This is a genomic window from Achromobacter insolitus (genome assembly GCF_002209555.1).
Classification (GTDB): Bacteria; Pseudomonadota; Gammaproteobacteria; order Burkholderiales; family Burkholderiaceae_B; genus Achromobacter; species Achromobacter insolitus.
In genome coordinates, this window is the sequence record NZ_NJIF01000001.1 from 820,519 (window position 1) to 834,446 (window position 13,928).

14 protein-coding genes and 1 tRNA gene are annotated in these 13,928 nt (G+C 66.6%); 4 read left to right on the plus strand and 11 right to left on the minus strand.

Features of this window, described 5'->3' with window-relative positions:
- Positions 1-22: 22 nt before the first annotated feature.
- The gene (locus CEY08_RS03680) at positions 23-958 is read right to left on the minus strand and encodes a phosphate/phosphite/phosphonate ABC transporter substrate-binding protein (RefSeq protein ID WP_076815988.1); all 936 of its coding nucleotides are present in this window, start codon (positions 956-958) and stop codon (positions 23-25) included.
- 230 nt (positions 959-1,188) lie between these two features.
- Between CEY08_RS03680 and CEY08_RS03685 the strand changes: the two genes are divergently transcribed.
- The gene (locus CEY08_RS03685) at positions 1,189-2,028 is read left to right on the plus strand and encodes an HAD-IIA family hydrolase (RefSeq protein WP_076815990.1); all 840 of its coding nucleotides are present in this window, start codon (positions 1,189-1,191) and stop codon (positions 2,026-2,028) included.
- Here CEY08_RS03685 and CEY08_RS03690 read toward each other — a convergent pair.
- The 4 genes from CEY08_RS03690 to CEY08_RS03705 all read right to left on the minus strand — a co-directional run bounded on the left by CEY08_RS03690 (position 2,022) and on the right by CEY08_RS03705 (position 5,447).
- Entirely contained in the window at positions 2,022-2,924 is a 903-nt protein-coding gene (locus CEY08_RS03690; RefSeq protein ID WP_232033759.1) for a MurR/RpiR family transcriptional regulator, read from the minus strand. The two genes, CEY08_RS03685 and CEY08_RS03690, sit on opposite strands and share 7 nt — an antisense overlap.
- 160 nt (positions 2,925-3,084) lie before the next feature.
- Positions 3,085-3,561, minus strand: coding sequence for a preprotein translocase subunit SecG (gene secG / locus CEY08_RS03695; RefSeq protein WP_042796655.1), 477 nt, complete (start codon positions 3,559-3,561; stop codon positions 3,085-3,087).
- Positions 3,562-3,582: 21 nt separating this feature from the next.
- The gene (gene tpiA, locus CEY08_RS03700; protein WP_042796654.1) at positions 3,583-4,329 is read right to left on the minus strand and encodes a triose-phosphate isomerase; all 747 of its coding nucleotides are present in this window, start codon (positions 4,327-4,329) and stop codon (positions 3,583-3,585) included.
- 140 nt (positions 4,330-4,469) lie between these two features.
- Positions 4,470-5,447: an NAD(P)H-quinone oxidoreductase gene (locus CEY08_RS03705; RefSeq protein ID WP_088607581.1), complete on the minus strand. Its 978-nt coding sequence runs from the start codon at positions 5,445-5,447 to the stop codon at positions 4,470-4,472.
- A gap of 116 nt (positions 5,448-5,563) precedes the next feature.
- Here CEY08_RS03705 and CEY08_RS03710 point away from each other — a divergent pair.
- A tRNA-Ser gene (locus CEY08_RS03710) sits at positions 5,564-5,651 on the plus strand.
- A 144-nt stretch (positions 5,652-5,795) separates the two neighbouring features.
- Here CEY08_RS03710 and CEY08_RS03715 read toward each other — a convergent pair.
- Entirely contained in the window at positions 5,796-6,410 is a 615-nt protein-coding gene (locus CEY08_RS03715) for a DUF4202 domain-containing protein (protein WP_088607582.1), read from the minus strand.
- A gap of 181 nt (positions 6,411-6,591) precedes the next feature.
- Between CEY08_RS03715 and CEY08_RS03720 the strand changes: the two genes are divergently transcribed.
- Positions 6,592-7,029 carry a universal stress protein gene (locus CEY08_RS03720; protein WP_042796652.1) on the plus strand — a complete coding sequence of 146 codons (438 nt, stop codon included), beginning with the start codon at positions 6,592-6,594 and terminating at the stop codon, positions 7,027-7,029.
- On the opposite strand, the gene CEY08_RS03725 is transcribed toward CEY08_RS03720, so the two are convergent.
- From CEY08_RS03725 to CEY08_RS03745, 5 genes are all read right to left on the minus strand, one after another.
- Positions 7,013-7,981 carry a hydroxymethylglutaryl-CoA lyase gene (locus CEY08_RS03725; protein ID WP_063960061.1) on the minus strand — a complete coding sequence of 323 codons (969 nt, stop codon included), beginning with the start codon at positions 7,979-7,981 and terminating at the stop codon, positions 7,013-7,015. The two genes, CEY08_RS03720 and CEY08_RS03725, sit on opposite strands and share 17 nt — an antisense overlap.
- A 25-nt stretch (positions 7,982-8,006) precedes the next feature.
- Positions 8,007-8,966, minus strand: a complete 960-nt coding sequence (locus tag CEY08_RS03730) for a Bug family tripartite tricarboxylate transporter substrate binding protein (protein ID WP_063642144.1) — start codon at positions 8,964-8,966, stop codon at positions 8,007-8,009.
- 75 nt (positions 8,967-9,041) lie between these two features.
- Complete coding sequence (locus tag CEY08_RS03735; protein ID WP_063642145.1) at positions 9,042-10,250, minus strand: CaiB/BaiF CoA transferase family protein; 1,209 nt, start codon at positions 10,248-10,250, stop codon at positions 9,042-9,044.
- Positions 10,251-10,450: 200 nt separating this feature from the next.
- Positions 10,451-11,371: a LysR family transcriptional regulator gene (locus CEY08_RS03740; RefSeq protein ID WP_076815992.1), complete on the minus strand. Its 921-nt coding sequence runs from the start codon at positions 11,369-11,371 to the stop codon at positions 10,451-10,453.
- Between the two features lie 100 nt (positions 11,372-11,471).
- Positions 11,472-12,422 carry a LysR substrate-binding domain-containing protein gene (locus tag CEY08_RS03745; protein WP_076815995.1) on the minus strand — a complete coding sequence of 317 codons (951 nt, stop codon included), beginning with the start codon at positions 12,420-12,422 and terminating at the stop codon, positions 11,472-11,474.
- 82 nt (positions 12,423-12,504) lie between these two features.
- Between CEY08_RS03745 and CEY08_RS03750 the strand changes: the two genes are divergently transcribed.
- Positions 12,505-13,428, plus strand: a complete 924-nt coding sequence (locus CEY08_RS03750; protein WP_076815997.1) for a carbon-nitrogen hydrolase family protein — start codon at positions 12,505-12,507, stop codon at positions 13,426-13,428.
- Positions 13,429-13,928 lie beyond the last annotated feature (500 nt).

Sequence of the window (13,928 nt, forward strand, 5' to 3'; positions counted from 1 at the left end):
TCCATTTCCATTGCGCCGGCGTTCACCGCTGTGCCGCCTTCTGCAGGATCTCGCCCTTGATCTCGTCGGTCAGCAGAGCCATCTTCGACGCGGGACCAGCGAACTGCGCCTCGGAAAACTCGGTATCGAAGCGGTCGAGCTTGGCGCCGCCATAGCCGCGCACCATGTCGGGAGTCACGCCAGGCGCCTGGTGCACCGTGGAGAATGCCTGCTTGAGCGTTGCCTTCAGCGACTCCGGCAGCTTGGTGTTCATCGCCAGCGGCGGGTACGGAATGGGCTCGCTCTTGAAAATCACCTTCACCGACTTCGGATCCACCGCGCCCTGGCGCACGGCCTTGTCGAAGGAATCGAACGACAGCGCAGCCGCGTCGACCTGGCCTTGCACCAGCGCGGCGAGGCTACTGGCATGGCTGCCGGTCAGTTGCAATGCCGCCAGGTCCTTGGCCGGGTCCATGCCGTCCTTGATCATGGACGCCACCTGGAAGGTGAAGCTGGAGGCCGAGTTCACGTCGCCGAATGCGGCACGCTTGCCCTTCAGGTCGGCAAGCGTATTGATCGGCGAATCCGCCTTGGCGAACATCGCGGCGTAGTAAGCGGATTCGCCCTTCTGCACGCCCACGGCCAGCAATTGCGCGCATTGACGTTCATGCGCCTGCACATAAGAGACCGGGCCGAGGAATGCGACCTCGGCCAGCTGATTGCACATGCCTTCCACTACGGCGCCGTAGGACTGGCCCACCGTCAACTGGAAATGCAGGCCCGTGCTGCGTGTGATGGCGTTGAAGATCGGAGCGTAGTCGGCCTTGGTGCCCGACTCGGTGCCGCCATCCGCGGGAATGAGCAGTACCCGCAGCGGGCGCTGTTGCGAGCCGTCGGCCAGGGATTGGGCTTGCGCGAGAGGCGCGCAGGCGAGCAGGGAAAGCAGCGCCAGGGCGGGCGCGAAAGTACGGATTTTCATTTGATTGGTCCTGGTCTTGGGGAAGTTGCCATCGGGGCGCAAGAAGCGCGGCCCTGATTCCGGAACGCAGATTAGTCACCGCACATGACAGGCAAATGAAAATTTCTCAAATCAAAAAAATGATTTTTTGAATTTTGTTCAGATAGAATCACAGCCGGCCGGGGATGCCCGAATCGTCGCGACGCCCCATCCCTCAACCCGCACGCGTTTCGACGCCCACTCGCCGATCCATGACTCGCATTGCCAGCACTTCCCTCTCTTCCTCGCCGCAAACCTCAAGCGCGGAACCGCCCTGGACCGCGTGCTCGAGTGGCCTGATCCTGGATCTGGACGGAACTTTGATACGCGGACATGAGGTGATACCCGGCGCCAGCGAACTGCTGACCCGCTGGGCGGGGCGCTACGTCATCGTGTCCAACAACTCCACCGATACGGCGGCGGGCCTGGCGCCGCGCCTGCGCACAATGGGATTGCCGGTACAGGCCGAAGCACTGGTCCTGGCCGGTGAACAGGCCTTGCGCCATATCGCCCGCCAGCATCCGCACGCCGGGCTGATGCTCTGCGCCTCGGAGGCGCTGCAGGCGTGCGCCGCCGGCCTCGGCTTGAAGCTGGTGTCCCGCAACGCGGACATCGTGCTGCTGGCGCGCGATCTTGCCTTTTGCTATGGCACGTTGCAGACCCTGGCGCGAGAGCTTGCGCAAGGCGCGGCGTTGATGGTCAGCAATGGCGACCTCACCCACCCCGGTCCGCAAGGGGCTGTCGTCCCCGAGACGGGCGCGCTGCTGCAGTCGGTGCTGGCGTGCGCGCCCGGCGCGCGCCCGCGCATACTGGGCAAGCCCGGCGCCATGCTGCTGGAGGAAGGCCTGCGCCGGCTGGGCCTGACGCCGGCCGACACCACGGTCATCGGCGACAACGTGCGCACCGATGCGCTGGGCGCGGTACGCCTGGGCATCGGCTATCTGCTGGTCGGGAATGCGCCCCACGCGGATGCGCCGGACGTGGCCGCGCTGCTGGACAGCGCATGCGCGCGCCGGCATGAACTGCCGGCGGGCATCGAGGGCGATCAGTAGCGCTTGTTCGACAGCACGTCGAAGGTGCTGCGCAGCGTGGAGACGGCCTTGTCGTAATCCGACAGGGCCAGGCAGGCGATCAGGGTGTCGATGATGGCAAGCTGCGCCAGCCGGCTGGTCATCGCCTCGGTGCGAAAGCGCGTCTCGCGCGACATGGTGTGCAGCACCACGTCCGCATGTTCCTGGATTGGCGACTTGCCGAAATTGGTAATGCAGATCGTGCGAGCGCCGGCTTCTTTCGCCAGCCGCGTTGCCAGCACGGTTTCATGCGTGCTGCCCGAATGCGAGATGGTCAGCACCGCAACGTCCGGCCCGGTCAACGAAGCGCTGATGGCCTGCACGTGGGAATCGGTAACGGCGGTGGCATGCAGCCCGATGCGCAGCATGCGGTAGTGCGCGTCGTGCGCGATCACGGCCGAGCTGCCGATGCCGTAGATTTCCACGCGGCGGGCGCTGCGGATCAGATCCACCGCCGCCGACAACGCGGCCACGTCCAGCACCGATTCGGTTTCCTGCAGTGTCTGGATATTGCTGTGGAATATCTTGCTGACCACCTGCGCGGGCGAATCCTGGGCAGCGAGGTCTTCGTGGATGTACTGCACCGGCTGCACGATCTGCTGGGCCAACGCGATTTTCAGTTGCTGAAAACCCGTGGCGCCCAGCAGCTTGCAGAAACCCACCACGCTGCCTTCGCTGCACTGGGTACGTTCCGCCACTTCGCTGACCGACATATGCACCACCTCGGCCGGGTGGCGTATGACGAATTCGCCGATGCGCTGCGAGGCCGCTCCCATCGAGGGCAACAGGCTCTGGATGCGCGACAGCATGGCCTGCGGCGAGCCCCGCTGCGGATCGGCGGCTGACGGCGTGCGGGAAGAGCGTTTGGATGTGGCCATGGCGGGATAGAAAAACGGAAACCGGATGCGAAGGCAACGATACCCTACCCGCATCCGGCGTGGCGACCGCACATGCTAACGACCGCGGATGACAGCATGCCCTGGCGCGCCTCGCCCATGAAAAAGGCCGGCATGTGCCGGCCTTTCCGTTTGCTGTGGCTTACTTCGCAGGCGTCGCGGGCGCTTCCGTCGGCTTGTCGCCTGCGGCCGGAGCAGCCGGGGCAGCCGGTACCGAGGGCACCGAGGCGTCGGGCTTGGCCGGCGCGGCGGGGACCGAAGAGGCGCCAGGAACCGACGAAGCGCCGGCGGGGGCAGGCGCGGCGCCCGGCACCTGCGGGACCGAGCGGTCAGCCGGGTAGCTCTGCATCACGCCGGAATCCACGGCGGGGCCGCTGGTGCCCTTGTGGCTGACATAAGCCAGGCCGGCGGTGGAGGCAAAGAAGACCACGGCGGCCCACTTGGTCGCGCGCGACAGGAAGTTCGCCGCGCCGGTGGCGCCGAAAAGGCTGCCGGCGGAGCCGCTGCCGAAAGCGGACCCCATGTCGGCGCCTTTGCCCTGCTGCAGCAGGACCAGGACGATGATAGCCAGCGCCGAGATCACTTGGACGGCCAGCAGGATTTTGAGCATCAAGGGCATTACAGACTCCGGAACGGAAACTTAGATGGCGGCGATTCGCAAAAATTCTTCGGCCACGAGCGACGCGCCGCCGACCAGGGCCCCGTCGATATCAGTCATGGCGAACAAACTGGCGGCGTTGGCAGCTTTGACGCTGCCGCCGTACAACACTTGCACCTGCGCGGCGCCCAGCGCGCGCAGAGCGGCGCGGATCGCGCCATGGACTTCCTGCGCCTGCTCGGGGCTGGCGCTGCGGCCGGTGCCAATGGCCCAGACGGGCTCGTAAGCCAGGACCATGCGCGAAACCGCCTCGGCGCCCAGCGCCAGCACGGGCTTCAACTGGCGTTCGATCACGGCCAGGGTGTTACCGGCATCGCGGTCGGCCAGGGATTCGCCAACGCAGACGACCGGCGTCAGGCCGGCAGCCAGCGCGGCCTGGGCCTTGGCAGCCACGGCTTCGTCGGTTTCACCGTGGAGCACGCGGCGCTCGGAGTGGCCAGCCAGGGCCCAGCGGCAGCCGAATTCCTTCAGCATGGCACCGGAGACTTCCCCGGTGTAGGCGCCTTTTTCATGGGCGCTGACGTCTTGCGCGCCCCAGGACACGCTGCTGCCGGTCAGGGCCGAAGCCGCTTGCGCGAGATAGGGAAACGGCACGCAGACGCCGATTTCGCAGTGGCTCGCAGCATCCGCGGCGCGCAGCTCCGTCAGCAACGCGGCGTTCTCGGCCAGGTTGCCGTGCATCTTCCAGTTGCCCAGCACGAGGCGGGCGCGGTTTTCGACTGAAGTCATGGCGAGGTATCTGTATCGGTTGGACTGGGCGAGCCAAGGGCTGCGTAGCAACCGCCCACGGGCCTGCCTGGAAAAAATTCCAGGCGAAACCCGTGATTGTATCCTGTTGCGGGACGCTACGCCGAGCGTCCCCCCATTTCTTACATGGTCAGGATGATTTTGCCTATGTTTTCACCGCTTTCCATCATGGCATGGGCGCGCGAGGCCTCGGCCAGCGGGAAGGTGGCGTGCACAATGGGCTTGATGGCCCCTTTTTCCAGCAGGGGCCAGGCGTGCTCGCGCAGGGCGCGCGCGATCGCGCCCTTGAAGGCCACCGGACGGGGACGCAGGGTCGAGCCGGTGATGGTCAGGCGGCGACGCATGACCTGGGCGGTGTCCACATTGGCGTGCGCGCCGCCCAGTTGGGCGATGATCACGATGCGGCCGTCATCGGCCAGGCATTGCATGTCACGGGCGATATAGTCGCCGGCCACCATGTCCAGGATCACGTCCACGCCGCGTCCGCCGGTGGCGTCCAGCACTTCCTTCACGAAATCCTGGGTCTTGTAGTTGATGCCGCGATCCGCGCCCAGCGCTTCCACGGCGCGGGCCCGGTCGTCGCTGCCAACCGTGGCGTAGACCTTGTGACCCATGGCGCGGGCCAGCTGGATCGCCGTGGTGCCGATGCCGCTGGCGCCGCCGTGCACCAGCAGCGCCTCGCCTTCGGACAGGCGGCCGCGGTCGAACACGTTGCTCCAGACGGTGAAGTAGGTTTCCGGCAGGCCTGCGGCCTCGATGTCGGACAGGCCCTCGGGAATGGGCAGGCATTGCGCGGCGGGCGCGACGCAGTATTCCGCGTAGCCGCCGCCCGCCACCAGGGCGCAGACCTTGTCGCCCAGGGCGAAGCCGCTGCCCGCCAGGTCGCCGCCGACGATTTCGCCCGCCACTTCCAGGCCCGGCAGGTCGGAGGCGCCGCGCGGCGGCGCGTAATTGCCTTTGCGCTGGAACACGTCGGGACGGTTGACGCCCGCGGCGCTCACTTTGATCAGGACTTCACCCGCGCCGGTTTCCGGCGTGGGGCGTTCCACGGGGACCAGGACCTCGGGGCCACCGGGGCGAGAGATTTCTACGGCGTGCATCGCGTGCCTCCTTTGCAGCAAATGGATTATTATTGCGCCCTTTACGGCGTATCGTGTTCCCGGCCAGGTAGATTGTTTGCCTGATGGGCGCATCACCGGAAATATACGCAATACCAGGAAGCGTGGCAGAGTGGTCGATTGCACCGGTCTTGAAAACCGGCAACGGGCAACCGTTCGTGAGTTCGAATCTCACCGCTTCCGCCAGAACATCCGATGCCAGCTGCGCATCGCCGCCCCGAAGGGTGTATGTGTCCCAAAGGCTGCCGTAAGCATGCAGCCGCGGCAGGAACATGTTCACCCCGAGTGTGCACCCCGAGGAAGGCGAAGCGCGTCACAAGCTCCCCTTCCTTACCCGCCCGCCAGCGCCGTTTTCAAATAACCCCGCCCCCGTTCGCTGAGCGGGAGCGTTGCGGCAACCTGTCTGCCGGCGTCATCCATCTTGTTCCAAGTCTTCTGCAACACCGCCACCACCTTGTCCGGATAGCGGTCGCAGAACTCCTCGTACTGGTGCTCAAGAAATACGAGGCACAGCGCGTTTTCCATGCATTGGACGTCGGGATCGCGCTTGATGCCCTGCTTGCGCACAATCTTCAATACCGCTTGTATGGTTTCCGCGTCATGGCCCGCCTGCGCGAGCAAGCGTTGCGCAATGGCGGCGTGATGCTCCTTGAGCGTGTTGCGCCATTGCAGATAGCCTGCCCTGCCGGCCGGACAGGCATCGCGCGGCACCTCCCAGCGTCCGATATGTTGGCAACGAGCAGCCAGGCGCAAGGCAATACCGGCCTGCGGCGCCAGCTTCATCACCCAGCCATGCAGGAACTGCGCATGCAGCCATTCGCGCGGATGCGCCGCACCGTTCCAGTCAGCCAGGTTGGGGTCCCGCCGGTTGTAGTCGTCGAAAAGTTGCAGGGCGCGCTGCAGCGGCGCGTCGTCCGCCTTCAGCGGCGTGGGCGAAAAGTCCATGCGGCCTCCTGTTGCGTCATCGGTCAGAGCGCGGTTCCCAGAGTGTAAGGGACGACAACGGGCTATTTCTTCACGGTTCGCCCAACGCCGCGACTAGGCGTAGTATGGGGATAGCTGCCGCTGTTCACGCTCCTAGGGCCGCCCGGACTCGCGCCGCCCTCCCCACCCTCAGGAGGTAGTCATGTACAAGCACATACTCATCCCCATCGACGGATCCGCGCGGGCCTATGCCGGCCTGGCGCAAGGATTGGGCCTCGCCCGCGCCCTGGGCGCGAGCGTAACGGTGTTGACGGTGTACAGCGCCTTCCGCCCCACCTCCATGGAAACCGTGCACCTGGAAGGCGTGCACACGGAATACGCGCGCGAGGCCACGGAATCGGCCAAGACCTACCTGGCGCAAGCAAGCGCCCAGGCCAGCGCCGCAGGCGTGCCCTGCACCGCCGAAATGCGCGAAAGCAACGACCCGGCGCAGACCATCATCGACGTCGCCATGACCCAGGGCTGCGACCTGATCGCCATGGCGTCACGCGGTCACGGCGGGCTGGCGGCCGTATTGCTGGGCAGCCAGACGCAAAAAGTGATGGCGCATTCGACGCTGCCGGTCATCGTGTACCGCTAAGGCGAGCGTCGCTCGCACTCGGGACCGGGACAGGAGCCCGCGCGCCGTAGGTCCTGGGTATGCCGGCAGCCGCCACGCCGCTGCGCAGGTTTTCCTGCGGCAATGCCTGCGCCAGCAGCGGGCGGGCCTCCAACAGCCGGGACAGGTCCACACCCGTGCGGTACCCCATGCTCTCCAGCATGAAGACCAGGTCTTCGGTGACGATATTGCCCGACGCGCCGGGCGCGAAGGGGCAGCCGCCCAAGCCACCCAGGCAGGAATCGAAGGCGCGGATGCCTTCGTCCAGGCCGGCCAGGGCATTGGCCAGCCCCAGCCCCATGGTGTCATGCAGGTGCAGCTTGACCAGCCGCGCGCCCACGGCATCTTGCGTTGCACGTACCGCTATGCGCACCAGGCCCGGGTGCGCGTAGCCCACGGTATCGGCCAGCGCAATCTCGTCGGCCCCGGCCAGCGCGGTAGCGGCGGCGACCTGCGCCACCCGGCGCACGGGCACCGTGCCCTCCAGCGAACAGCCAAAGGCGGTGGCGACCGCGGCATCGATGCGCATGGGCCGCGGCTGCGCCCGCGCCCAATCGACGATGGAGGCCAACACGTCCACCTGGGCGTCGGTGCCCTTGCCCACGTTGGCGCGGCTATGCGTGTCGCTGACCGAGACGGGAAACGACAACGCATGGGCGCCAGCCTCGTAGGCGGCGATGGCGCCCTTGAGGTTGCATACCAGCGCAACCACGGTCAGGCCATCGATCTTCAGGACGTCGGGAAGAATGGCGCCGGTGTCGGCCATCTGCGGCACGAGCCTCGGCGACACGAAGCTGCCCGCCTCGATCTCGCGCAGGCCGGCATCGGCAAGCTGCCGAATCCAGCGCAGCTTGTCGGCGGCGGACATCATGCCCTTGGCCATTTGCAAACCGTCGCGCGGTCCCACCTCGCAAAGCCTGATTTCCTGGTTCATTTGCTGTCCTGTTTTCGTTCCCGCGCTACTGCTGCACCACGATGCCGGCGCTCTCGATCGTCTGCTTCGCCTTGCCGATGTCCGACTGGATCAGCGCGGCAAATTGCTCGGTGGAGACCGGATCGGTTTCCAGTCCTTGCGATGCCAGGGCTTCCTGCACGTCCTTGCGTGCGAGCAACTTGTTGAAGTCGCTGTTCAGGCGCGACACGATGGCCGGCGGCGTCTTGGCGGGCGCCAGCACGCCGTAGTAGGTCACGACGCTGAAGTCCTTGTAGCCCAGCTCCGCGACCGTGGGCACGTCGGGCAGTGCCGGATTGCGCCTGGGCGAGGTGACCGCCAGCGCGCGCACCTTGCCGGACTTGATCAGCGTCGCCGCCGACGAGATCGAGGACCCCGCGAACTGCAGGTGTCCGCCCATCAGGTCCGCAAGCGCCGGCGCGGAACCTTTGTATGGCACGTGCTGCATCTTGAAGCCGGCCGCGTGCTGCAGCATTTCGATGGCGATGTGCACGCCCCCGCCCGTGCCCGACGTACCGTAGGAAATCTTGTTGGGGTCCTTCTTGGCCGCGTCGATCACGTCCGGCAAGGTCTTGTACGGGGAACTCTCGGACACCAGCAGCACCATGGGCGTGGTGGCCACCAGCGCCACCGGGGCCAGATCCTTGACCGGGTCGTACGACACTTTCATCAGGAGGGGAATCAGCGTGACGTTATCGGACTGGCCGATCACCAGGTCGTAGCCCTGGGCCGGCGACCGCGCCGCTTCGGCCAGCCCCAGCGCCGTACCCGCCCCCGGCTTGTTCTCGGGGATGACGGACCAGCCGTTCAGTTCATGCAGCTTGGTGCTCATCAGGCGTCCGATGTAATCGGTGCCTCCGCCCGGCGTGGACGGGATGATGATGCGAATGGGCTTGCTGGGGTAGTCCTGGGCGTGCGCGGCACAGGCGGCGGCCAGCGCGGCCACCGCAAACAGTTTGCGGATCATCTCGACGTGTCTCCTCTTTGATGGATGTCTTGGCGGTCTGCGCCGCCTCGACAGGTATCGGGCGCTACCGCCCGTTCATGCAATCACGCCCGCGCTGCGCAGGGCTTCGATACGCGCGGCATCGCAGCCCAGCCCCTGCAGGATGGCCTGCGTATCGCCGCCCTGCCGCGGCGGATCGAAACGCTTGCCGGCTTTCAGCCCGTCAAATTCGATGGGCAGCGCAGCCGCGGAGATCTCGCCGCCCTCCGGCAGCCGGGTCTTCAGCAGCGCCCCACCGGCGTTCAGATGCGCGTCGTCCAGCAGATCGTGCGGTTGGCGTATCGGCCCATAGGACAGCCCGGCGGCTTCCAGGGCCGCGCACAGCTCGTCGGTCTTCCAGTGCTTCAGGATCTCGCCCACCCCTGGCACCAGCCAGGGCCGCGCCGCCTCGCGATCGACGGCGGTAGCCAGGCGCGGATCGGCGGCCCATTCGGGCGGCAGGAATTTCTGGGCAAAATTGCGCCATTGCGCATCGCCGACGACGGCGACGAACACGCGTCCGTCCGCTGTCTCGAACACGTCGTACACGCCCCAGGGAGGCCGGCGTTCCGCGCCCATGGGCTTGGGCGCCGCGCCCGTCAGCTGGAACTGTGCAATGAACTGCGCGACCAGCAGCAGGTTGTTCTCGAACAGGCCGGAGCGCACGTGCCTGCCACGCCCCGTGGCGTGGCGGTCGTGCAGCGCCGCCAGCGCGCCCACCACGCCGAAGGTGCCGCCCAGGATGTCGTTGACCGAAGCCGCCACGCGCTGCGGAGTGTCGGCGCCGCCGTTGATGTAGGCCAGTCCGCCCATCATCTGCACCACTTCATCGAGCGCGGTGCGCTGCTTGTAGGGACCGGAAAGAAAGCCCTTAAGCGAAACGTATATGAGACCGGGGTTCTCGGCCGACAGGGACGCGTAGTCCAGCCCATACTGGGCCAGGCTACCGTCGCGGAAGTTCTCCACCACCATGTCGGCCTGCAGCGCCAGCTGGCGCACCACGGCCTGCCCTTCCTGCGCCTTCAGGTCGATGGCCAGGCTTTGCTTGTTGCGGTTGAAGACGGGAAAGTAGCCGCTGCCCGAGCCCTTGAGGCGCCGCGTGCGGTCGCCTTCTATCGGTTCCACCTTGATCACTTCGGCCCCCAGGTCGGCCAGCGCCAGGCCTGCCGCCGGCCCCATGATCATGTGAGACAACTCCAGCACCTTGATGCCGCGCAGCGGCAATTCGCTGTTGTCCAGGTAGGGTGAAGCCGGTGTTGCTGCCATCTGCATATCCTTGGGGCCTGACGCAATGAAGACAGGCGGCGGCAAAGCCGATGCATGCCGGCCATGCCGCCGCCCCTATGCCTCCATCATCGGCGGCAAGGCGCGCTGGCGGGTAGCGGTCTTTGAGCACGGGGGCATTCTCGTTTGGGAACGTCCGGGAAAGCCCTGAGCTCTGCGGCACGCCGGCACGCGGCCCCCGTTCAGGCGGCGCCGGCCACGCCCAGGTGCGTCAGCAGCACGCGGGCCGCGGGCGGTAATGCCTCCAGCCCCAGCACGGCGATACACAGCGAAGTGCTGGACCATGCGCCGACAAGCGGAATGAAGCGGATGTCCAGGTTGGCATGCCGCGCCTTGAGATACATGGGCACCACCGCTACGCCCATGCCGCGCGCGACCAGCATGCAGATGGTTTCGTGCGAACTGACGCGGGCGCTGATGCGCCGCATCACGCCCGCCTCCTGCGCGGCCTGCTGGAACACCGCGCTGATGCCGTTGTCGCGGTTCAGCTCTATCTGCTCGAAAGGCAGCAATTGCGCATAGTCCAGTGTCTCGCGGTCGGCAAGCAGATGCTGGCCCGGCACGACCGCCGCCAGATCGCAGCGACCGCAAGGAAACACCTGCAGGCCGTCATGGCCGAAATCGGAGCCGACCGCCACGTCGGCCTGGCCATCCAGCACGGCGCGGAACACCTCCTGCGTCGTGCCTTCTTCCAGCGAGATATCGATCTGGGGATAGGCCCGGCGGAAAGACTGGATCTGCGCCGGCAGCTCGCCGGACAGCGCCGCCACACTGACCGCCAGGCGGATGCTGCCACGCACGCCGGTAGCAAAGCCCGCCATTTCGCGGCGCATGCGGTCCATGCTCTGCAGCACCATGCGCACGTGCGTGGCCAGGGCATTGCCCGCTGGCGTGGGCTGCACTCCCTTGACCCCACGCTCCAGCAACGGCACTCCGAAGGCATCCTCCATTTCGGACATCCGCTTGCTGACGGCGGAAGGCACGATGTTTTCCCGAGCGGCGGCGCGCGCCAGGCTGCCCTCTTCCAGCGCGGCGAGAAACAGGCGGAGAGACACGGGATCGATATCGCGGGGATGCAGCGGCGGGGACTGAACTGGCTTCATGGCGGGAAGTGTCGTGCCTTGCAACGGGATCCAGGCATCGGGGTTTTCCCGGCCCGGGGCGTCCTGGGTGTTGGTAGGTGTTGGTGGGCCTTGCTGGGCGTTACACGGTCGCCGGCCACTCTCCGCCGGGCTTCCATTCAAAGCCATTCAACAGGCCCAGCAGGCCACGTCTGGCCGCGGCTACCGCCTCATCGCGCAAGGCGTCGGCGCGCCAGCCCATTTCGATGGCGTACCCCGGCATGGCGACCGGGCAAGGCAGCATGCGCAGGCCGGAAGCGGCGGCCAGGCCGCGCGCCGCATGCGCGGGCAATGTCGACAGCGCATCGCTGCCAGGCAACAGAAATGCCAGCGCCGAAAAATGCGTGGTAGATGCCTGCACCCGGCGCGCCAGCCCCAGGGCGTGCAGCACTTCGTCCACGACGCCGATGAAACCGCCTGACGACACCAGCACATGCTGGCGGCTGATGAACTCCTCCACCGATAGCGTGACCTGGCCCGGCGCGAGGCTGGCGGGGTCCATCAGGCAGGCATAGCCGCCTTGCCCGACGGTCACGCGCTGCAAGGCATGCGCCGTCAGGCCGCCCGAGGCGATCACCAGGTCGGCCTCGCGCGCCATCAACATATCGCCCGCCAGCCGGCTGTGCGTCTGCCGGAAAATGATCCGCAGGCCAGGCGCGCTTTCCGCCAGGGCACGGATCGCGTCCCGCCCCAGTGCGATCTCAAAATCATCCGACAGTCCCAGCGTGACCGACCTGCCGGCAAAGCCCGCCGCTCCCGGGCGCGCCAGCGACAGGCTTTGCCGGCACTTGTCCAGCGCTTCGCCGATCACGGGCCGCAGCTCGCGCGCCCGCAGACTGGGCGTTAGCCCTCTGCCCGTGCGCGTGAACAACGGATCGCCATAGAGCGCGCGCAGACGGCCCAGCGCCGCGCTCACGGCGGACTGGGTCACCCCCAGGCGCAGCGCGGCGCGTCCTGCCCCGCCTTCGTCGTAGATGGCCTCGAACACCTTGAGCAGGTTGAGATCGGCGGACTCGATATCAATCTGGTTCATATCATTTATCTCTGACCGGGATTGATTGATTTTAGGCTCGGCCGGACACTGAAGCCTGTTGCCACGCCCCGAGATCCCCGCCATGACCACGAAAACCATCGCCGCGCTACAGATCGGCTCCTCCCCCGAAGGCAAAGCCCGCACCCTGGAAAACATCCTGGCCTACGAAAGCGAGATCGCCGCCTCCGGCGCTACGCTCGTGGTCATGCCTGAAGCGCTGCTGGGCGGCTATCCCAAGGGCGAGATCTTCGGCACCCGGCTGGGCTACCGCCTGCCCGAAGGCCGCGAGGCCTTTGCCCGCTATTACGAGAACGCCATCGACGTGCCCGGCCCCGAGACCGAGGCGCTCGCCGGCCTGTCCCAGCGCACCGGCGCCAGCCTGGTCGTGGGCGTCATCGAACGCGGCGGCAATACGCTGTATTGCACCGCCCTGTTCTTCGAGCCCAACACGGGCCTGGCCGCCAAGCACCGCAAGCTCATGCCCACCGGCACGGAACGCCTGATCTGGGGCCAGGGCGATGGGTCGACCCTGCCCGTCGTCGACGCCGAAGCCGGCCGCATCGGCGGCGCCATCTGCTGGGAAAACCATATGCCACTATTGCGCACCGCCATGTACGCCAAGGGCGTCGAAATCTGGTGCGCACCCACCGTGGACGAACGCGACCTCTGGCAGTGCTCGATGCGCCATATCGCCCACGAGGGGCGCTGCTTCGTGGTCAGCGCCTGCCAGGTGCAGCCTACGCCCGCCGAACTCGGCCAGGATGTGCCGGGCTGGGACGCCAATCGCCCGTTGATCAATGGCGGCTCTGTCATCGTGGGCCCGCTGGGCGACGTGCTGGCAGGCCCCCTGCGCGGCAAGGCTGGGCTGCTGACCGCCCAGGTCGACACGGGCGAACTGGTGCGCGCCCGGTACGACTTCGACGTAGTGGGCCACTATTCGCGCCCCGACGTCTTTTCATTGACCGTGGACGAACGCCCGCGTCCGCCCGTGCGCTTCGTCTCCTGAGCGCCCGTTGCGCCCCGGGCTCCGGACGCAGGGATGGTATAGTCTCGCCCGCTGCCGGCCCTTGCGGGGCTGCGCAACGCCCGAGTGGTGAAATTGGTAGACACAAGGGACTTGAACTAATTTGAGCCCTTTGGGGGAAACTCCAAAGGTGTAGCCCGTCAAACTCGGCGAATGCCCTGGACCCGTTCCGAGCCAACGCCGAGCCAAGCCCAGGTCGCATGACCGGGGAAGGTGTAGAGAGCAGACGGCGGGCACCTACGGCCGCAAGGCTATGGTGAAGGCGTGCTCCAGACCACGAACAGCGCATCCGCGCTGGCGGCGAAAGCCGAAGTGGTAAGAAAATCCCTCGGCCTCGCGGCCGTACCGGTTCGATTCCGGTCTCGGGCACCACCCCCCTCCTGCAGGCAGGCGTGCAACCTTCGTCGCAATCCGGCGAACCGCCTTCCTCGTCAACCTGACGCGCGCAAAATTCCGCTTGCCGATCTAATCTAGTCCGGTAA